Source organism: Helicobacter labacensis, from assembly GCF_003660285.1.
GTDB classification, from domain to species: domain Bacteria; phylum Campylobacterota; class Campylobacteria; order Campylobacterales; family Helicobacteraceae; genus Helicobacter; species Helicobacter labacensis.
This window is the reverse complement of record NZ_QXQQ01000002.1, coordinates 102,058-121,033: the sequence shown is the minus strand read 5'-3', so window position 1 is coordinate 121,033 and position 18,976 is coordinate 102,058. Positions and strand designations below refer to the sequence as shown.

Sequence of the window (18,976 nt, the reverse complement as noted above, 5' to 3'; positions counted from 1 at the left end):
CCCCCGCTCCAATCCCCCACCGCTAGCGCGTGCGCGTTGAGCCCGACTACAGGGACAGCCCAAGTGTGCGATAACACCAAACAAGATTACATCCTCTCTCCCATGGTGGGCACTTTTTATCGTTGCCCGGCCCCGGGGGCTAGCCCCTATGTCAACCCCGGGGACACCATTAAAAAAGGGCAGACTATTGGCATCGTGGAGGCGATGAAAATCATGAACGAAATCGAAGCGGAATGCGATTGTAGAATCCTCTCCATAGAAGTAGAAGACGCCAGCGCGGTGGAGTATGGCACCCAGCTAGTCAGAATTGAAAAACTCTAAGAGGTCCCCATGCCAGAGACAAGACATTTACAGCGCATTTTGATCGCCAATCGGGGCGAAATCGCCCTTAGGGCGATTCAAACCATCGAATTATTAGGCAAACAATCTATTGCGATCTACTCTAGCGCGGACAAGGACGCGCACTATCTTAACACCGCCAGCGCGAAGGTGTGCATTGGGGGGGAAAAATCCTCTCAAAGTTATTTGAACATCCCAGCCATCATTAGCGCAGCCGAACTCTTTGAGGCGGACGCGATTTTCCCGGGATATGGTTTTTTGAGCGAAACCAAAATTTTGTAGAGATTTGTAGCCACCATGGTTTAGAGTTCATTGGACCTAGCGCGCGGGTGATGGCTCTGATGAGCGACAAATCCAAGGCAAAGGCGGTGATGAAAGAGGCTGGCGTGCCTGTGATTGAGGGGAGTGAGGGGATTTTGCGCGGTTATGAAGAGGCCTTGAGCGTGGCTGAACGCATTGGTTTTCCCATCATCATCAAAGCGGCTAATGGGGGCGGGGGACGGGGTATGCGCGTGGTGCACGATCCTAGTTTGCTTAAAAATCTCTACTTGGCTGCAGAAACAGAAGCCCTAAGCGCCTTTGGCGATGGGAGTGTCTATATTGAAAAATTCATCCAAAACCCCAAGCACATTGAGGTGCAGGTTTTTGCGGACAAACATGGCAATGTGGTGCATGTGGGCGAGAGGGATTGTTCCACCCAACGCCGCCAACAAAAGCTCATTGAAGAAACCCCTGCGCTGGCTTTAAGCCAAAGCGCGCGCGCGCGCTTGCTAGAGATGGCGATCAAGGCGGCTAAACACATCGGGTATGTGGGCGCGGGGACTTTTGAGTTTTTGCTAGATAACAATGGAGAAGACTTCTATTTTATGGAGATGAATACCCGTTTGCAGGTGGAACACACCATTAGCGAGATGGTGAGTGGGTTGAATTTCATTGAGTGGATGATCCGCATTGCCCAAGGGGAGGCTTTGCCACCCCAAGAGCAAATTACCTGTCAGGGGCATTCCATTGAGTGCCGTATCACGGCTGAAGACCCTAAGAATTTTTACCCCAGCGCGGGCAAGATCACCTCTTGGATCGCCCCGGGGGGCTTGGGTGTGCGCCTTGACACCCATGCTTACGCGGGCTATGTTGTCCCCCCCTTTTACGATTCGATGATTGGTAAACTCATCGTGCACGCCCCCACGCGCGATCAAGCCATCACCAAAATGAAGCGCGCCCTAAGAGAGTTTAGCATAGAGGGGATCAAGACAACCATCCCTTTCCACTTAGCGATGCTGGACAACCCGGATTTCAGGCAGAATAAAATCCACACCAAGTATTTAGAACAGCAGAGCTAAGAGAAGTTAATGAAGATTCTTTTTTGCACGGAGCAATACTACCCCCTACAAACCGGCACCGCCACAGCAGATTATGGACTGACTTTGGCTTTGGCGCAAGCGGGCTACCAAGTCTATGTGATCACTAGCAACATGTTTAACCACCAAAAAATCCATAGAGAAGGTGCCAAACACACGGTTAGTAGCGGGAGTTTAGAGCGCCAAGCCACACAGATCGCACCCAATCTCTTTGTGTTAGATTTTCATATCACCCAGGGTAATGGGGGCTGGCAGGGGGAGTTGCAAGCCTATGTAGATTTTGCGCTCTGTTTTGAGTGCGATCTATTGGTCAATGTGTCTTTATTAACTTGGAACACGGATTTGCTGCATGACAAACTCCCCAAGACTAGAGCTAGAAGAAAAATTCTAAGAACCCATGGGGAATACGCTTTCATGAGTGTTTGTTTTGGCGCAAAACGCCTTATTAAGGACGCGCTGAAATTTGTCTTGGTGCGCTTGGGTTTGTGGCGATCTTATGCCTATGCGATCTACCCCTGGTGGTTGCGCCAAGCGCTCACCAGATCTCTTAAACATTATGACACAGTGTTTTTTTTACATGAGGGTAGCCATGGGTATGCTTATCTCAAGCCCTATTGTTCTAAAGTGGGAATCTTACCCAATGGAGTCTTTGAAAAGGACATTTGCGCGCCCAAGATACTAACAAAAAGTCTAGTGGACGCTACAACAACACCACAACCCATAACAAGCACGCCTGATTGCTTGATCAACGCGCCCTATTTGCTCAATATTTCTAATTATTACCAAGAGAAAGGGCAGGACTTCGTGTTGCGGGCTTATTACTTGAGTCTAACAACCATCCCCTTAATTTTTATAGGCTCTTTAAACAGGGATAGCACCCTAGAGGCTTTGCAAGATTTAAAGACGCAACTGGACAAAGAACATGGCTTTAAAGAGGTGCATTTTCTCCACGGCATAGAAAGACAACAGGTGCTAGAATTTTCCAAACAAGCCACGCTATTTCTGCATGGTAGCCATGCTCCTTACGAAGCTTTTCCCATGGTGATTTTAGAGAGCATGCAATTTGGCACGCCCTTTATCTGCACAGATGTGGGCAATGTCAAGGATTTATGCGCGCGTCTAGTGGTTGACACGCCCGAAGAAATGGCTCAGCAGATCAACACTCTGCTAGGCGATCCTAGCTATTACACCCAAATTGCCCAAGAATTGCACGAAAAAGTCAAGCCACTCGCTTACGAGAAAATCATTGCCAAGTTAGAGGCACTGGTTTAGTGTTAGGGATCACGATACACTTGTAAAAAGTGGTGGTAAAAGCGTTGCGCGCGTCTTTTCAAGCGCAACAAGTGCCACCATCTGGTTAGGTTTCTAAGGCGTGTAGCGCGGTAGGTCTTCTGTCTAGCGTCTGTATTATCGGGCGTGAAAATCGTGGAGCTGGAGTGGTGTTTGCTAAAACGCACACTCAAAGGGATATAAGTCAAATGCGCGATGGAGTGGCGGTGCACTTGGTTTAAAAATTGATCCACAGGCTCTATAAAACGGGCACTAAAACTCACAAAAGCCTTAGCCGCTCTAGGGGTGAGATAGTAGGCGACCGTGCTATCCACTTCATAGCTTGCAAGTAAAAAATGTCCTCTTAGCAAGGTTTCTGTTTTGGGATTGGTGGGCACACAAGCAGATCCATCTAAATTGGCGATAGCGCACACGCTAGGATCAGCTTTCCAAAAATTCCCATACAGGCGCACAAAATCAAAGGGAGAGTTCAGACAATCTAGCAAGCTCTCATAAAAATTAGCTTGCAATTCAAAATCGTCTTCTAGGATCACAAGTGGTTTATTAAGCGTGATACACTTAAGCCAAAGTAAGTAATGGCTAGCATAGCACCCCAATTCTTCAGCAAATAGTTCTCGACCATATAAACCCTTGTACCAATCACTGCTTTTAAGCCATTTGGAAGAATAGGAGTTTTCAATTAAACCCGCATAACCCAAATCTGTCTTGAAATAGTGGCTATACTTATCAATAGCATCAAAGAGGTGAAAATTAAAACTCAAAGAGTAGTGGTGCGCGGGCGGGTTATCTACCACAGCTTGGCAAGTGGCGCGTCTAGGGCTTTTGCTTAAAGACACAATGAAAATATCTAGGGATTCTAACATGCGCACCTTTCTACAAGATTTAGTATAACAAAGCCTAACTAAAGTGGATAGGATGTTATAATGATGCCAAAGGAGTGGCGTGAAAATTCTCTTCACCACAGAGCAATACTACCCCCTACAAACGGGGGTTAGTTTAGCCGACCATGGTTTGAGTGTCGCTTTAGCGCAAGCTGGGCATGAGGTCTTGGTGATCACGGGGGCTCGTTTCAACGACCAAAAAATCCACAGGGAAGGGAATCTTAAGCGCATTTCTAGCGGTGGAATTAACAAAGACGCGCGAGAAATTAGCCCTAATTTATGTGTTGTGGAATTTGATATCTATTGGGACTGGCAACAAGGGCGCGTGTTAGGCGAGATCGAGGAGTATAAAAAATTTTGCCTCTCTTTTATGTGTGACTTGCTCATCAGCTCTGGTATTGTGGGCAAATGGAATTGCGATCTGTTCTACGATCTGCTTGCTTTGTGTCAGGCTAAAAAGAAAATTTTAAAGAGCCATGGCGAGTTAGAATTGGTGCGCTTTTGCCCCCCCATTAAAACACGCTTGAAGCATGCCTTGAAATTTCTCATTTCCGGTTTTAAGTTTAGACCCTCCATGTATATCCTCACATTGCGCCGCCAACTTAAAAGCCACCTCAGACATTACGATCGAGTGTGTTTCTTGCACAAGCGTAGCGATGGGTATGATTATCTCAAACCCTATTGCCATGCGGATATCTTACCCAATGGGGTGTTTGCTAAGGATATTACCTCCCCCAAGACAATCCAAGCACCCTTGTTAGGCGCGTTTGTGCCTAGCACAACACAAAAGACCCTTGAAACTCTCATGGGCGATCCCTATTTGCTCAATGTTTCTAATTATTACAAAGAAAAGGGGCAGGATTTTGTGTTGCGGGCTTATTATTTGAGTCTAGCAACCATCCCCTTAATTTTTATAGGCTCTTTAAATAGCGATAATACTTTAGAGGACTTGCAAGATTTAAAGGCACAGCTAGATAGAGAACTTGGTTTTAAAGAAGTCCATTTTTTCTACCAAATAAAAAGAGAGATGGTCTTAACCCTCTTTAAACAAGCCACGCTATTTTTACACGCCAGCCAGCAAGAATGTTTCCCCATGGTGATTTTAGAGAGCATGCAATTTGGCACGCCCTTTATCTGCACAGATGTGGGCAATGTCAAGGATTTATGCGCACCCCTAGTGGTTAACACGCCCGAAGAAATGGCCCAGCAAATCAACACCCTGCTAGGCAACCCCCACCAATACGCCAGCTTTTCTCAAACCATGCATGCTGTCATTCAAGAATACACTTACGAAAAGATTGTAAAGAGTATAGAAGAGATGGTAGAGCAGAGCTAATGGGTGGCATGCTAACTCCTCAAGCGCGTTAATCCACACCACAACGCTTTTGCGCAAGGAGAGATTGGAGGGGGATTTCAGGGCTTAAAGATGTTTGGGCTAGGGCTTAAGAGTGTTGTTAACTTTGAGAGATTATAATGCCCTTTCGTGTCTAAAGGACAGGTGGGTGAGTTGGCTGAAACCACATCCCTGCTAAGGATGCGTAGCTGTAAGGTTACCGAGGGTTCGAATCCCTCCCTGTCCGCCACCCCCCTTTAAATTTTTGGAACAGCTTTTGCTGGTACTTGGCATATTTTGCTAAAGGAAGCGCATGCATTACCAACTCAAGTCTCCCATTCTAGGCTTTGAAAATATTATGGAGGTCGAGCTCACTAAGATAGACGATCTCTTCAGCAAGGTTAGTAGCCTAGATGGCAAGATCAGCCTTATCTTAGCCAATCCCTATAAGCTTAGAGAATACAGCTTTAGTATCCCTAAGTATATTGAATTGCTCTTAGAATTGGACGCTAGCTCAGAAGTGGAGGTCTATTGTGTGGTGGTGGTGCAAAAGAATTTAGAGGATTCGATGGTGAATTTTCTAGCTCCTCTCATCTTTAACCCGCGCAATGCTTATGCCGCCCAAATTCCCCTATCCATCATGGATTACCCGGATTTTGGTTTTAGAGAAACCATTAAATCCTTTGTACCACCTGTGCAAGCCAGTGCGCGTGCCAGCTACTAGCCGTGTTTGCTATCAGTGGTGGGGGAACAGGGGGACATTTGTGTGTCGCCAAAGCCTTAGCCCAAGAATTGCTCAATCGAGGTGAATCTCTAATTTATGTGGGTAGCACGGCCGGGCAGGATCGCGCGTGGTTTGAAACAAGCCCCTTATTTGTAGAGCGTTATTTTTTAGAAACCAGTGGGGTGGTTAATAAGAGTTTTATGAGGAAAATCCCAGCCCTTTGGGCGCAACTCAAAGGGGCAAAAAAGGCGATGGGCTTACTTAAAACCCACCGCGTGCGCGCGCTCATCAGTGTGGGGGGCTTTAGTGCTGGACCGGGGAGTTTGGCGAGCATTTTATCGCACACCCCCTTATTTATCCACGAGCAAAATGCCATCCAAGGCGCGCTCAACAAATACACAACCCCCTATGCCAAGCGCGTTTTTGGCAGTTTCACCCCCCCCAAACCCAATCCTAAATTCAGCCAAACCCCCTACCCCGTGCAAGAAATCTTTTTTGAAAAGGCGCGTATCCGCCACAAGATTGAAACAATTTTATTTTTAGGCGGATCGCAGGGGGCGAGCGCGCTCAATGATTTCGCGCTTTTATGTGTGAGAGATCTCCTCCAAAGGGGCTTGAGAGTAATCCACCAATGCGGGGCGCATCATTTCGATCGCATCGCCACTTTATACAAGGGTTTGGGTATCTTAGAGAGTGTAGATCTCTTTGCTTTTGAGACGAATTTGGTAGAAAAAATGCACCAAGCAGACATTTGCGTGAGTCGGGCAGGGGCTAGCAGTGTGTGGGAACTTTGTGCTAATAATTTGCCAACCCTCTTTGTGCCCTACCCGCACGCAGCCACAAACCACCAATATTTTAACGCGTTAGAATTCGAACAAGCAGGCTTGGCTAGGATTGTCCCCCAACGCGCCTTGCGCCCCCCCCAACTCTTTGACTTCATAGAGTGGTTGCAGACCCCCCAAACACAAGGACCCTTGATTTCTCAAGTGAGTTGGGGTTTGAGAAATAAAATCTCTAGCAATGGAGCGCGCGTGATTGTAGACCAGATCCTAGCTGATCTTTCCCCTCAAGCATAAAACGCATCACTGGAGGTTTTGAGTTTAGAACGCGCGATTAAAATATCCGCGATGTCTTCATCAAAAAATTCCAACACACTAAAGAGTAACAAAAACCCCCCATACAACAATAAGGCATAGAGAATACCCAACCAGGGCAATAGCACAAAGGGAATGAAGATAGCTAAAATCCAAGACTTAGCGTTCAACCATAAAAACTTGTCTTTCATGGAAATCTCTTTGAGATTAGGCACAGAGATCACCAATACCGGATAAGCTAAGCCCATCAAAACAACCCCATAAACCACGAAGCTAGAGCGGGGGCTTTAAAAAAGAGCATGATCCCCAACACCACGCCTAAAATGGTGAAGAAAATCTCACGCCAACGATCTAAATTGCGCCACACATAAAAGGCTATACCAATAAAAATTAGCATCAAAATCCCCTTAGCCGTGTTGCTCTTTAATTGCGCCTCAATCGCGCTAAAAAAATCCTCCGTTCCCTGTGCGCATAACACCCCGCCTCCCAAAACCCAGATCGCCCAAAAACGCCTCATTTCTCACCTCGCATTCGTTGTTACATGGTGGCACATGCACGCCCACATTAGGATAAAGGTCAATACACAAACCCCAGCCCTGCATTGTATCCTAATCCCCTAATAACGCCCTTTTATTTTCTATAAAATCGCCATGTCTAACTTTAGCTAGCCTCACTGAGGAGAGGGCAATTCCTAATTTCTTTAACTCTCTTTTAATCCACAATCTTAAGGGGGTAATGGAAATCCCTACGCTTAATAATAGAGAATTACCTCAAAAAAAGGCGGGGAAGTTTTACAGGCGACTTACCCGAACCTCCAATAATCGCTAGGTCCGCAAACACATCGCATTCGTTCACTACAGCGTTGCGTAGCGGGGTAAATCTTAAAAATCCTAGCACAGTTCCGCTTAATTGGCAAATCCTCAAAGAGGGCAGGACAGAAGGCTTAAATAAGACACGGATACTAAAAGCCCTTTTTAGGGCAAGAGAGTTTAGAAATAGCGCACCTAGTGTGTATGAAGTGCGCCGCCAAGAGATAAGCCGTTTAGCAGGGTTATTGCAACTAGACTACCAAGCCCAAGCCAGCGCGCTTTTTTAACAAAGCTCAAGCGCAAGAAGGGGGGTTTAAAGAGTTATTAGAGGGGCTAGCCCAGCCTAGTAGCCAGTTAGAGGCTAGCAACATTTTAAAGGGTGTAGAAAGCATTGAGGAGAAACTAGGCTACTATGGCGGGGATAGCACAAGAGTGGATGACTTGCTAAGAGGGGCGGTGATTGCGCCTAGAGAAAACATTAGTGCGCAATTTGACCATGTTTTAGAAGGCTTAGAAGCTAGCCCATCTATTAAAGACATTAGCCCAAGATTCATTAAAACCCAAGATGGCTACACAGGGGCACACATCAATTTTACTTACAATGGCGTGCCAAGTGAGATACAAATACACACGCCTGAGAGTTGGGGGGTGAAAAAGCAGTTAGACCCGCTTTATAAGGCTAAAAGAAAACTCCAACTAGAGGGGAATTTAAGCAGAAAAGAAGCCAAAGAACTCAGACGCAAGATGAAGGCGATCGCTCAAGAGTCCGACTTAGATAGCAGTTTATTCACTTCGTTTAAGCTCACTTCGCCACAAAAATCACCGCACCAATCTGTAGTCGTGAAAAACTCCTTATCGGACTTAAATGCCACCCAAGAACCCCCCCTAAATTCAAAAGCGGGTTCTTCTTCAGCATCCGGCAACGCATACAACCGCTTAGATTCAAAATTAAACCAAAAATCCACATCTTTAAGTGGGGGTAAGGGAATAGATGAAGCCATTGACAAGCCTTTAGATAGTGTGATCAAAGATAGCACAACCCCGCTTAAGATTGAAGCCAATCCCGCCTTTGGGGAGAACTTTGCAGAGTATGCAGGCAAGGGCAAAGAAGCAGTCGCAAAGCTTTTAAAAGAGCAAAGAGGGCAGGTAGCTGGGGCGTTTTATAGAGAGGGGTTGGGGCATATTAATTTGGTGTGGGGAGCAAACGCACAGGATTTAAAAGGCTTAAAAGATGTTAATGGCAAAGCCCTTAAGCCCTATGGTTTATCTAAAGTCTTAGAAAAACACCTTGGTGATTTTAAGGGGTTTGAGGGGGTAGACATACAGCAGAAGGTGGCAAATGGTTTAGAGCATTAATCAAAAATGGGGAGCTTACGGACGAGAACAATGTAAAAACCATCATCGGCAAGCACAACGGCGCAACTTATTAGGGTAGGTTTATCTAAAAGAGGAGTAACAACAATACTGGTGTTCTTTTGCTTAAGGCAGGCATGAAAACAGACGCGTGAGCGAAGGGTATACCAAAGCTATTGCCCACAATTTAGACCATCAAAAACATTACCAACCGTGCCGTAAAGCCCCTAATTTTAGCTATGGAGGAGTATTCAAAGTAGGAGAATAGGATTAAGCATGACAATACGCGATGTCAAGCTAAAAAGAAAAGCGGATCCCATCCATTCTTTTATCCCGTAGTGAGTAGGCTCGCTTTTGCAAAACGCTTTAAGCGTTGAAGGGTTACAAAGCCATACCAACTAAACCACCCCCAAACTCCTGTGTGCATGCGCCTTTTCCCTTATATTCCTCAACCCCCTCGTTGTGAGAGATTGGTTGGGGATAGTGGAAAATACGCAAAGCGCACAGCATGCATCTCCAAAGCAAGACTTGCGCATTAGAAAAACAGTAACAGCACAGATTACCAATGAATAGCTTTGAAAACCAGCTACATGTTGGACTTCAAAATAGCCCCCAAAGAAATCCCTATTCTTGCTGTAATTTTTTAGCCAAGTCAATCACTTCTTGGATTTGAGCATCACTTAGCTTGCCCTCATGCATAAAGTGCACTTTACCCGCTTTGTCTAGTACCACCACTAAGCTTTCTTGTTTTTTCAAATCCCAAGCTTTTTGTACCACCCCCTCATTGTCCATCACCACTTGACTCTTAGGGTGTTGCCTCTTAGCCTTTTTGGTTTCTCCGCGCACAAAAAGCCCTGTGCCCATGATGGCATCATCTACATTAATGATATTAGTGGTTTGGTATTTATTCTCATCAAAATGCTGGGCGACAATTTTATCCATTAGGGGCTGATTCTTTGCCTTGACACTCTTGCGCCCGGCGATGTGTTGTAAGATACGCACTTTACCGGGTAAATTTTTACTAGCCCACACCCTGTATTGGATAGAATCTCCATTCAAGATCAACTCACCTTTATCTTGCACCACTACATCTGGCAGGGACTGATTGAGGGTAAAATTGACCCCATGCGCCATGCTCAAAGACAATAACAAACTACCCAATAATTTTTTCATAACACTCTCACTTTCAAATTGAGATTTAGAAATTATACTATGTGTTGTTAAACCCATAAAAGTAACTCCAAATGGGGTTTGGGTAGCCATGATGTTTAACTAGCCCACAGAAATACATTCTACTAGCGCTTGATCCTAAAGCGGTGTTTGGCGCACACCAAAGCCCTATGAACACTAAAACTTGAAAAAATTAAGAGTGGGCGCGTAATTAGACTTTAAACATACGCAAAAAGTCGTTTAAATCGATGGTTTGTTGGTTGAGTTCGTTAGAGGATTTTTGCATAGAATCGTTGATCTTTAATAAATCCTGCACACAGATAGCGATTTTATCCCCATTTTCAAGGATGCTTGTGGTGTGCTCGTTGATTTTATGGGTATTGTTAAGATTGATCAAAGATTGATCCACCGCGCTCACAATCACACTAGAGAGATGATTCATATGCTCTTGCATTTGGCTGGAGTGCTGGGATAGGGCTTGCATTAATACTAGATTGCCTTTTCTTTCTTGATTCATCTTGGCGATGGTTTCTAAAATGTGCTTAATGATGGCTTCGCTCTCTGTGATATTTCTTTGGGTGCGCTCTGCTAAAGCGCGCACTTCATCAGCTACCACCGCAAAGCCCCTGCCATGTTCGCCCGCGCGCGCGGCTTCAATGGCGGCGTTCAAGGCTAATAAGTTCGTCTGATCGGCAATCTCCGTGATCGCATCTAAGACGCTTTGGATATTCTGTGCCTCTGTGGATAGGGATTGCATTTCTAAAGCGTCATTTTCTTCGCTGGCTTTATTGCGCTGGACATGTTCGTCAATCACGCCCACCGCCGTCTTGGTTTCAGACACATTTTTAAGCACGCCCTCTAAAAGCTCTCTAGTAGAAATGGACACCGCCACGCTCTCATCCAATATTTGGCGGCTAGAGTGGCTTAAATCCGTGTTGCTGTGGCTGATTTGCTCGATTTGCTTGGAGTTGGAGTCTAAATCTATAGAAATGGCGCTTAAAGACTTAGAAATAGCGCTATTGTCCTGCACCTGTTTGAAGATTCTTTGCAAGGTGTCGCGCATGTATTCAATGAAAACATTCACCGACTTTGTCATCAAGCCTATTTCGTCATGGGCTGCAATGGTGATCTTATCTGTGAAAGCCTTGTTGTCTATGATGTAGCCTAGCGTCTTATTCACCTTTTGCAATCTCTTAAAAATATCGCGCACCACCAAGAGGGATACAGTGGTGGTTAGCGCAACCAGCAACACCTCACAGATTGCTAAAAATTCAAAGTGGTGGGTGTTCTTGGTGATCTCCACCTCAGTTAGCTTTGTGATATCCGCGCTGATGCCATCTTCGACCTGTTTGAGCAAATTGATCTTTTTTGTGATGGTGTCAAACCAAATGGTGGGGTTGATGCCAAAATTGCCTACAAGGTATTTTTCTCTCAATCTTGCGCGCATGGCTTGGACATCTTGAAAACTAGAATCCTTAGAAACTTGTTTGAATAACGCCACGCTTTTGGCATCCCCAAAGGATAGAAAATATTTTTCAAAGACCTCTTGTTTAGCCACTAAAGCGATGAATTTAGTGTAATTGGGATCGGCTGAGGCATTGGCAATGAAGATTCGATTCGCCGTGGCGCGCTCTAGCCCGGACATCTCTTTGGCGTAGAGAAAACTAATATAGCCCATCACAGCGTCAGAGATTTTAGGGTTGGGGATGATGTTGATGGATTGCAACACGCTATCTAAGAAGAGATCGATGCTTGTAGTGAAGTAGCTAACCGTGCTATTGACAAGGGCTTTTTTGTCCTTAGATTCCATCGCGTTGCGCACTTGGGACAAGTTGTCCAAAGAGGCAAGCCCTCTTTGCAAAGCCTGTTTATAACTAGCGTCCAAATGCGCTATAGAGGCTAAAACACTTTTGAGCTCTTTTAGCTTGGTGTCTGTGTTGCGTCTTTGGACCAGTAATTCCTTAGCAAATTGCACTCCATTGCTGGAGAGAAAACCTGCGCTCATCCCGCGCTCTTTTTGCATTTCATGCACCAATGCGGAAAGATATTTAGACACCTCAATCTGGCGCGCTAGATCCTTATTGCGCGCTAAGGAGTTGTAGGTGCTGCGCAACTGCCAAAACATGAAAGACAACAGGGCAACCATTGGGATGGAAATGATCAAAATGATCTTGCTTTGTAGTTTCAGGTTATTGAACAAGCCCAACAAAGACTCCTAGTAAAAATGCTATTGTAATTAAAATAGGCAAATTAAGGTAAATGCTAATGCGCGTTGGTGTAGGGCACATATTGTGCTTAAATGTGGCTATGAAAAAGTTATTGTGCATCGCCTCTCTTCTAATGAGCCTGTGCGTTGCCCAAGATAAGGGCGCGCATGCGCTAGAAATGGCTAATAAAGCACTTGCACAAAACGATTACCAAAAAGCCATAGACTACTTACAAAAGGCGATGACCAGTAATACACTTACACAAAGCGATTATAAAAAAGCTATAGACTACTTACAAAAGGCGGCGGATTTGGGGAATATGGAGGCTTATGGCGCGTTAGGGTATTTGTATTCTCTAGAGGTGCGCACACCCACCTTCCACATCCCCAAAGACCCACAAAAAGCCATACATTACTATAAAAAGGTAGCAGATTTAGGGAATTTAAAGGCATGCTTTAACTTGGCACTACTCTATAGAGAAACCCGAGATTATAAAAACGCTCTGATCTATTTGCAAAAAGCCACTAAATTACCGGACAAAGACGCTGTAGCTAAAGTGTATTTGCTACTAGGCTATATGCATGATGTGGGGCAGGGTGTCCCTAGAGACGCGCAAAAAGCCATGCACTACTACCAACAAGCCGCGGATTTGGGGAATATGATGGCTTATTACAATATCGCTATGATCTACAAACGCGCTAAGGATTATGATAAGGCGTTGCAAATCCTTAAAAAGGCGGCAAAAATGGGATACAATGCGGCTTATTATGGTTTAGGAAAGATGTATGATAAGGGACAGGGCGTGGCGCAAGATTACAAACAGGCATGGCACTACTACCAACAAGCCGCTAAGTTGGGTTATGCGCAAGCTTTTTTTAAATTAGGGGACATGTTAGATAAAGGTCAAGGCGCACCTCAGGATAAACAAAAGGCACGCGCATATTACAAAAAAGCTTGCGATAAGGGCGACCGGGCGGGGTGCGTGGTGTTGGATTTGATCAAAGATGGGATCACCAAATGAGAAATACGCCCCCTCCCCCCATAAAGGCTATTTACATTTTGCAGGGTTGCAAGGACCCGGGTTGCCAACTAAGGATTCTCCAAAGTGGTGCGCATAAAACTTGCGGGTTCTCTCAAACGCCCGTTCCAAATCATCCGCATCGCCCTCAAGCCCAAAATAAGGGTAGTGGTGCAAATACTCCCCAAAGAGGAAAAGACAATCTTGGGTGTAAGCGCGCGTGTCTAGGATATGCATGTGCCAATATTCATCCAACTTTTCATTGGGCGCAAAATCCACATCCGGATAACAAATTTGCAAAGCCAACCAACCTTTATAAAGAGAACAAAGGTGATTAACCTCCTCTTGACTCTTGCCATAATGGCTAACAAGCTTTGCGTTGAGCTTGGTCAATGCTATTAACCAAACTCAAGGCATTGTCCATAACAGCGGTCGCTACGAACTCCGTATTTTCAGGGAGTGCTACCTGTGTGTCGCCAAACTGGCGGGCTACAGAAACCTCAATCATGAGAAACCTTTCCCAAGTAGATTTCCTAACCTAACGCAAACCACCCCAAGGGGAGAACCCACCCACTTAGGATAACTTAGGACACGCTTAAAAAGGTAAGCTCCACTGCTTATAGCCACGCGCTCCACTACACCGCGCTTTAAGGTGCTAGCAGTGGGATTATCCTTTGGGGCGCAGGTGTTGCAGATCCATGCCATTAGCCCTACAGACAGCGCAGGGTAAGGCGGGCGTTTAGGTTTAATTGCATGTGGCGGGGCGCGCTTTCATGGGCGTTGGCAAAGCGGGTAAAATTGTCTTCATTGGTGTAAAAACTGAGGTTTTTGATATAGCACTGCTTGCTGAGAGTCTTGGCAAAGAGCGCGCTCTGGGCTTGGGCTTGGGCTAGCAAAGCGTCTTGTAAGCGCAGGCGATCCTTGCTATTGGCATGCAGGTGCAAAGCGGGGGTGTTTAGCACAAAGAAGGCGTTGTCTGCGGCGATCTTGGCGACCTTATCGCGTAATTGCTCGTAAGCACCCATCTTAGCCACCCCAAAGGTGCACACCATGCTCGCATAAAGTCTATGCCCCGTGAGGGTTTGCTTGTGCTCCACAAAGCTGTAATTGGGGCGCAGGCTGTAGGTGGCTTCTTGGCAAACCTGATTCTTTCTAGCTAAAAGATTGATCTGGGCAAAAGCCTCTTTAATGCTCTCCTCTTGGGCGGCACTCAAATCTGGCGTGTTCAACAAGGCGTTACCGCTACTAAAGATCAAGTGCGCGCTGTAGGTTTCAGGCACAGCCTGCTGGCTTTCCTTGAGCTCTAGGATCACTTGGGTGGCTTGTCCCCTTGTGTGCTTACCTAAGACAAAACGCTCAAAGACCAACCCGCCTATAAACACCCCCAAAGCCAACACCACCCCTAAAGCTAGTTTCACATACACCATTATTAAACCTTTTTCTTTTCTCAAGGGACTTCTGTGGCATCTAAACTACCCAAACGCGCCACCATCGCTTCTACTTCTTCAGCGTTGTAATGCCCCTTGATGTGATCTAGCACTTCTTGGATCAACGCTAAACTCTCTGGTCCGACTGCCTTGTCTAATTCTAAATTGGTCGCCTTATTGGTTACCACACCTCTGTAAAGATTCATTTTCAAAACAATCCATTCGATGCGGCGTTTGAGATGTTCCAAGCCCGTTTCTAATTCTTTGGAGCTGTCCGAACTCTTGTGGCTATTGCTCACAAACAAATTCAAAATCTTCAAAAACTCTTCAAAATGCCCCTGAATTTCCCCACTCAGGGAACTCACTTCCCCAAACTCTTTACCTAGTTTGATGATGTCCTCTTGGAAGTGGCTAAAGCTGGCTTTAATACTGCTGACTTCTTTAGTTACTTTCTCGGCTAATTTGCGGATTTCATCGGCTACCACCGCAAAGCCCCTCCCATGCTCCCCGCTTCTAGCTGCTTCAATGGCGGCGTTCAAAGAGAGTAAGTTAGTTTGATCGGCGATGTCGCTAATGACATTGGTAACTTGCATGACAAAATCCATTTTATTGCGCAAGTCGTCCATCACCACATTGACATTGTTACAATTATCATTGAAATGCAACAAATCCTTATGGATGGCTTCAATTTGATCTTGGGTGCTCAGGGAGTCGTCCTCAATGGATTGCATCAACTCCTTATTGTGCGCGCATTGCTTGACTCGAGCGTCTAAATCGGCTAGCACATCTCTAATCCCGCGCGCGCCCCCGTCCATCTCCGCAAGTCTAAAGACGATCTCAGAGTTATTAGCCACCACGATCCCCTCCACGCTCTTATCCACATGCACGGCGTATTGCTTAAACACCCCCCTATAGCCCTCATGGAAGATATTGCGGTAATCCTTGCCCTCATAGGCGGCTTTCACGCACGCGTCCATTTCCCTAAAAACCGATTCGATCTGATCTAAAAGATCATTTAAACCGTGCGCGATGCCAGCATAAGGGCTTTTTTCATCGATCTCGATGATGCGGTGCTCTAAATGCCCATCCCGCACAGCCCCCACAAACTCCGCAATTTTTTGCAATAGGTCATCCTTACCCTTTGTCAACCAACCTAGCATGCGCGATCCTTATAGTCTTTGTAGTTTATTGACCCAAGCGTCATAAGTGTAACCCTCAGCTTGGAGGGTTTCTTCTAAGAGCATGGTGCTGGCTTGTATACCTCCACGCTTCTCTGCCTCTAGGAGCTTTTGGTATAACCCGCTGACAATGCTAACGGCTTTCCTATTGGGCGCGCGCCGCACAGAGTAGTAGCCCACCACCATGCCATTAGCGTCCACAGAGGCGGTTACATTGGCAAAAACCCAATAAAAATCCCCATCAAAGGTTTTATTCTTGACATAGGCGAAGATCTCTTGTTTTTGCTTGATCGTCGACCACATCATCTTGAAGATCAACTTTGGCATGTCCGGGTGGCGCACCACACTATGGGGCTTGTGTAGCAAATCCCTTTCCCCATTGCCCCCCACAATGTCTATAAAGGGCTTGTTGGCATAAGTGATGACCCCCTTTGTATTTGTCTTGGTTACCAAAAAGTAATTGCGATCCACGAATTTTTCCACAACATCCCTTCAAAGCAAGGTTAGGATATTCTAGCGCATTTTGCTAAAATTCGTCAAAAACGCGCGCCTCATTGTAAGATTTTCTCTAATTGTTGCAAAATGTAGCCCCCTATGGGCAGGGCTGAAGTGGCCGCTGGGCTGGGCGCGTTGCACACATTGAGGGTTCTAGGCGTGTTGCAAAAGAGAAAATCCTCTATGAGCTCCCCTTGCGCGCTGATCGCTTGGGCGCGCACCCGGCCGGGTGGGGGCTTAGATCCTCTAGGCGCAAGCTAGGGCAATACTTTTGCACTAAGGCTAGGTAACTCTTTTTGCAAAAAGAGTGTTTGAACTCGGCTAACCCGGGTTTAAAGTATCTGGCAATCACTCTTCTTACCCCCTTGTGGGCGATCATTTCTTTGATGTCCTGCCAATTCACATCGCTTTTCAAATAGCCCTCTCTTTTGAAGGCAAGCACGGCATTAGGTCCCACGCTCACGCTCCCATCGATCATGCGCGTCAAATGCACTCCTAAAAAAGGCATGCTAGGATCAGGAATGGGGTAGATGAGATGCTTGACAATGTGGTTATGGCGTGGGGCAAGCTTGAAATACTCTCCTCTAAAGGGGCAGATGGTAAAATCCGGGACAATCCCTAACATTTTGACCAATCTATCTGCATGCAAACCCGCACAGGTGATGAGATAATTGCACTCAAACACCCCGCTAGTGGTTTCGATCTTCACTCCTCTAGCGTGTTCGCACAAAGCAAACACCTTGGCATTGTAGACAATCTCCCCGCCCTGTTGTTGGAAACGCGCGCCCAGCGCTTGGGTGATCTCAGGGTAGCTTACGATCGCGCTAGTGGGGAAGAAGATCCCGGCTAAACCCGTGATATTGGCTTCCATTTCTTGGAGCTCTTTAGCGTCCAAGCAGATACGCTCTAAACCATTCTGCTTTGTGCGCTCCAAAAGGGCTTGCATGCGCTCTAATTCTAATTCATCGCTAGCGACCAATAACTTGCCGCACTCCTCATAAGCGATCCCATTATCCTTACAAAACGCCTTAGTGGCTTTATTGCCCTCATAACAAAAACGCGCCTTGAGGGTGCCCGGGGTATAATACACGCCCGCGTGAATCACCCCGCTATTGCGCCCGGTTTGGTGCAAGGCACTCCTAGCCTCTTTTTCTAACAACGCCACCTTGAAATCTGGATACTTTTGCAACAATTGCATCGCCACTGAGTGCCCTAAAATCCCCCCTCCCACCACGACACAATCGTAAATGCGCGCCATTTAGAAGTGTTTGAAGTCTTTGTAACGGCTGAAAGGGTTGGTGCTAAAAGAGAAATACCCCCTTTGACGCATCAATTCGCGGCGTAAATTCTTGTGGGGTTGGAATTTATCGCGCCCGTGCAACCAAAAGAGATTGTTGATGAGCAAGAACTGCCCTACGGGCACGGGAAAAGAGAGCTTGGCTTTAGAGTTCTCTAGCGAATCGCCCAAATCGGCTAGATACACGCCCTCTTCATAATCCTTAGGTTGGGCGAATTGGTCAATGTAAAGCATCACGGGTTTAGCTTGGCTGTCCGCCTCAAACACCGGGTGGTAAACATCGCTGGTAACATTTTTGCTAGGGGGAGCTGACCAACGCATCACCCTTTTAGCCATGTGGTGGTTGTAAAACTTGTCTAGCTCCTCCCAATCATCAAGGTGCAGAAGTTGCGAATCGCCCCCCTCCATGTTTTGCTCATCGATCTTATACATCAGCACATAGTCGGTAACCTCATTGACAAAGGTGCCATCGTTGTGGAGCTCTAGGGGCTTGTCTGGTTTGCGTAGGTAGCTATCCGAATTGTCGGTATTGAGCACCGCCCAGCGCGCATAAAACTGCCCGGTCATTAGATCAAAGTTAGAACGCCCAATCAAATGCACGAACGCGGTGGCGATCTTCACCATTTCATCGCCCTGTTCGGCGCGGTTTACGCCCTGAGGGTCGACTAATAGGGCTCCGGTTTGGCGATCCCCTAGGGCTTTTTCCAAAAAGGGTTTGAGCTGGTGATCGCAAAGCGCGTCCAACATCTGTGCCACCCTGAAGCGCAAGAAAGACTTATATTCCAAAGCCTGCACAGGGTAAACCTCAACAGATTTGAGAAAGGTTTCAATGGTGTCTTGGGACAGAGTTACTTGCAAAAGGCGTGGGGAATAGGGGGTGGGTTTGACATTAAAAGCGTCTGTTTGGATTAGATAGGCCATGGACTCTCCTTTATAGTAGATTAAACTTTTAAAGCCCAAAGTGGCTAGCGATCGTAATGGTTGAGAATTTTAAAGCCAGCCT

General features: G+C 46.3%; 21 protein-coding genes, 1 tRNA gene and 1 pseudogene. 10 read left to right on the top strand and 13 right to left on the bottom strand.

The window, feature by feature from the left end; translation table 11 throughout:
• From accB to EAO33_RS01575, 3 genes and pseudogenes are all read left to right on the top strand, one after another.
• Positions 1-321, top strand: a 321-nt coding sequence (gene accB / locus EAO33_RS01585; protein ID WP_120944328.1) for an acetyl-CoA carboxylase biotin carboxyl carrier protein, incomplete at its 5' end; no start/stop codon positions are given.
• A 9-nt stretch (positions 322-330) separates the two neighbouring features.
• Positions 331-1,679 (top strand): annotated as a pseudogene (locus tag EAO33_RS01580) (acetyl-CoA carboxylase biotin carboxylase subunit).
• 9 nt (positions 1,680-1,688) lie between these two features.
• Positions 1,689-2,969, top strand: coding sequence for a glycosyltransferase family 4 protein (locus EAO33_RS01575; RefSeq protein ID WP_120944326.1), 1,281 nt, complete (start codon positions 1,689-1,691; stop codon positions 2,967-2,969).
• A gap of 2 nt (positions 2,970-2,971) precedes the next feature.
• On the opposite strand, the gene EAO33_RS01570 is transcribed toward EAO33_RS01575, so the two are convergent.
• The gene (locus tag EAO33_RS01570; protein WP_120944324.1) at positions 2,972-3,850 is read right to left on the bottom strand and encodes a glycosyltransferase family 25 protein; all 879 of its coding nucleotides are present in this window, start codon (positions 3,848-3,850) and stop codon (positions 2,972-2,974) included.
• A 79-nt stretch (positions 3,851-3,929) separates the two neighbouring features.
• Here EAO33_RS01570 and EAO33_RS09330 point away from each other — a divergent pair, with 79 nt between their 5' ends.
• From EAO33_RS09330 to EAO33_RS01550, 4 genes are all read left to right on the top strand, one after another.
• Complete coding sequence (locus tag EAO33_RS09330) at positions 3,930-5,204, top strand: glycosyltransferase family 4 protein (protein WP_235852978.1); 1,275 nt, start codon at positions 3,930-3,932, stop codon at positions 5,202-5,204.
• 156 nt (positions 5,205-5,360) lie between these two features.
• Positions 5,361-5,451: transfer RNA gene (locus EAO33_RS01560), tRNA-Ser, on the top strand.
• A gap of 63 nt (positions 5,452-5,514) precedes the next feature.
• Positions 5,515-5,925, top strand: a complete 411-nt coding sequence (fliW, locus tag EAO33_RS01555) for a flagellar assembly protein FliW (RefSeq protein ID WP_120944322.1) — start codon at positions 5,515-5,517, stop codon at positions 5,923-5,925.
• A 2-nt stretch (positions 5,926-5,927) separates the two neighbouring features.
• Positions 5,928-7,001 (top strand): UDP-N-acetylglucosamine--N-acetylmuramyl-(pentapeptide) pyrophosphoryl-undecaprenol N-acetylglucosamine transferase, encoded by a 1,074-nt coding sequence (locus EAO33_RS01550; protein ID WP_120944320.1) that lies wholly within the window; start codon positions 5,928-5,930, stop codon positions 6,999-7,001.
• Here the strand turns inward: EAO33_RS01550 and EAO33_RS01545 are convergent.
• On the bottom strand, positions 6,992-7,267 hold the full coding sequence (locus tag EAO33_RS01545; RefSeq protein ID WP_120944349.1) for a competence protein ComB: 276 nt from the start codon (positions 7,265-7,267) through the stop codon (positions 6,992-6,994). The two genes, EAO33_RS01550 and EAO33_RS01545, sit on opposite strands and share 10 nt — an antisense overlap.
• Positions 7,267-7,536, bottom strand: coding sequence for a TrbC/VirB2 family protein (locus EAO33_RS01540; protein WP_120944318.1), 270 nt, complete (start codon positions 7,534-7,536; stop codon positions 7,267-7,269). The genes EAO33_RS01545 and EAO33_RS01540 overlap by 1 nt, the downstream gene beginning before the upstream one ends.
• A gap of 345 nt (positions 7,537-7,881) precedes the next feature.
• Between EAO33_RS01540 and EAO33_RS08980 the strand changes: the two genes are divergently transcribed.
• Both EAO33_RS08980 and EAO33_RS08975 read left to right on the top strand, forming a co-directional pair.
• Entirely contained in the window at positions 7,882-8,115 is a 234-nt protein-coding gene (locus tag EAO33_RS08980; RefSeq protein ID WP_162982165.1) for a hypothetical protein, read from the top strand.
• 145 nt (positions 8,116-8,260) lie between these two features.
• Positions 8,261-9,184, top strand: coding sequence for a putative barnase/colicin E5 family endoribonuclease (locus EAO33_RS08975; protein WP_162982164.1), 924 nt, complete (start codon positions 8,261-8,263; stop codon positions 9,182-9,184).
• Positions 9,185-9,805: 621 nt separating this feature from the next.
• Here the strand turns inward: EAO33_RS08975 and EAO33_RS01530 are convergent.
• Both EAO33_RS01530 and EAO33_RS01525 read right to left on the bottom strand, forming a co-directional pair.
• Positions 9,806-10,354 carry a YtfJ family protein gene (locus tag EAO33_RS01530; RefSeq protein ID WP_120944316.1) on the bottom strand — a complete coding sequence of 183 codons (549 nt, stop codon included), beginning with the start codon at positions 10,352-10,354 and terminating at the stop codon, positions 9,806-9,808.
• A 208-nt stretch (positions 10,355-10,562) separates the two neighbouring features.
• Positions 10,563-12,557 carry a methyl-accepting chemotaxis protein gene (locus tag EAO33_RS01525; RefSeq protein WP_235852977.1) on the bottom strand — a complete coding sequence of 665 codons (1,995 nt, stop codon included), beginning with the start codon at positions 12,555-12,557 and terminating at the stop codon, positions 10,563-10,565.
• A 101-nt stretch (positions 12,558-12,658) separates the two neighbouring features.
• Between EAO33_RS01525 and EAO33_RS01520 the strand changes: the two genes are divergently transcribed.
• Positions 12,659-13,579: a tetratricopeptide repeat protein gene (locus EAO33_RS01520; protein WP_162982163.1), complete on the top strand. Its 921-nt coding sequence runs from the start codon at positions 12,659-12,661 to the stop codon at positions 13,577-13,579.
• 27 nt (positions 13,580-13,606) lie between these two features.
• Here the strand turns inward: EAO33_RS01520 and EAO33_RS01515 are convergent, their stop codons facing one another.
• The 8 genes from EAO33_RS01515 to glaH all read right to left on the bottom strand — a co-directional run bounded on the left by EAO33_RS01515 (position 13,607) and on the right by glaH (position 18,894).
• Positions 13,607-13,876, bottom strand: a complete 270-nt coding sequence (locus tag EAO33_RS01515) for a glycine-rich domain-containing protein (protein ID WP_162982162.1) — start codon at positions 13,874-13,876, stop codon at positions 13,607-13,609.
• A gap of 64 nt (positions 13,877-13,940) precedes the next feature.
• Entirely contained in the window at positions 13,941-14,084 is a 144-nt protein-coding gene (locus EAO33_RS08970) for a hypothetical protein (RefSeq protein ID WP_162982161.1), read from the bottom strand.
• A gap of 202 nt (positions 14,085-14,286) precedes the next feature.
• Positions 14,287-15,003, bottom strand: a complete 717-nt coding sequence (locus EAO33_RS01505) for an SIMPL domain-containing protein (protein ID WP_120944308.1) — start codon at positions 15,001-15,003, stop codon at positions 14,287-14,289.
• A 20-nt stretch (positions 15,004-15,023) separates the two neighbouring features.
• Positions 15,024-16,163, bottom strand: a complete 1,140-nt coding sequence (locus EAO33_RS09805) for a methyl-accepting chemotaxis protein (RefSeq protein WP_120944306.1) — start codon at positions 16,161-16,163, stop codon at positions 15,024-15,026.
• A 9-nt stretch (positions 16,164-16,172) separates the two neighbouring features.
• Entirely contained in the window at positions 16,173-16,664 is a 492-nt protein-coding gene (locus tag EAO33_RS01495) for a PAS domain-containing protein (protein WP_120944304.1), read from the bottom strand.
• A gap of 68 nt (positions 16,665-16,732) precedes the next feature.
• On the bottom strand, positions 16,733-16,897 hold the full coding sequence (locus EAO33_RS09695) for a hypothetical protein (protein ID WP_268877445.1): 165 nt from the start codon (positions 16,895-16,897) through the stop codon (positions 16,733-16,735).
• A complete protein-coding gene (gene lhgO, locus EAO33_RS01490; RefSeq protein ID WP_268877444.1) occupies positions 16,858-17,934 on the bottom strand; it encodes an L-2-hydroxyglutarate oxidase in 1,077 nt (358 codons plus the stop codon). The genes EAO33_RS09695 and lhgO overlap by 40 nt, the downstream gene beginning before the upstream one ends.
• On the bottom strand, positions 17,935-18,894 hold the full coding sequence (glaH, locus tag EAO33_RS01485; RefSeq protein WP_120944302.1) for a glutarate dioxygenase GlaH: 960 nt from the start codon (positions 18,892-18,894) through the stop codon (positions 17,935-17,937). It abuts the gene before it with no gap.
• Positions 18,895-18,976: the final 82 nt, after the last annotated feature.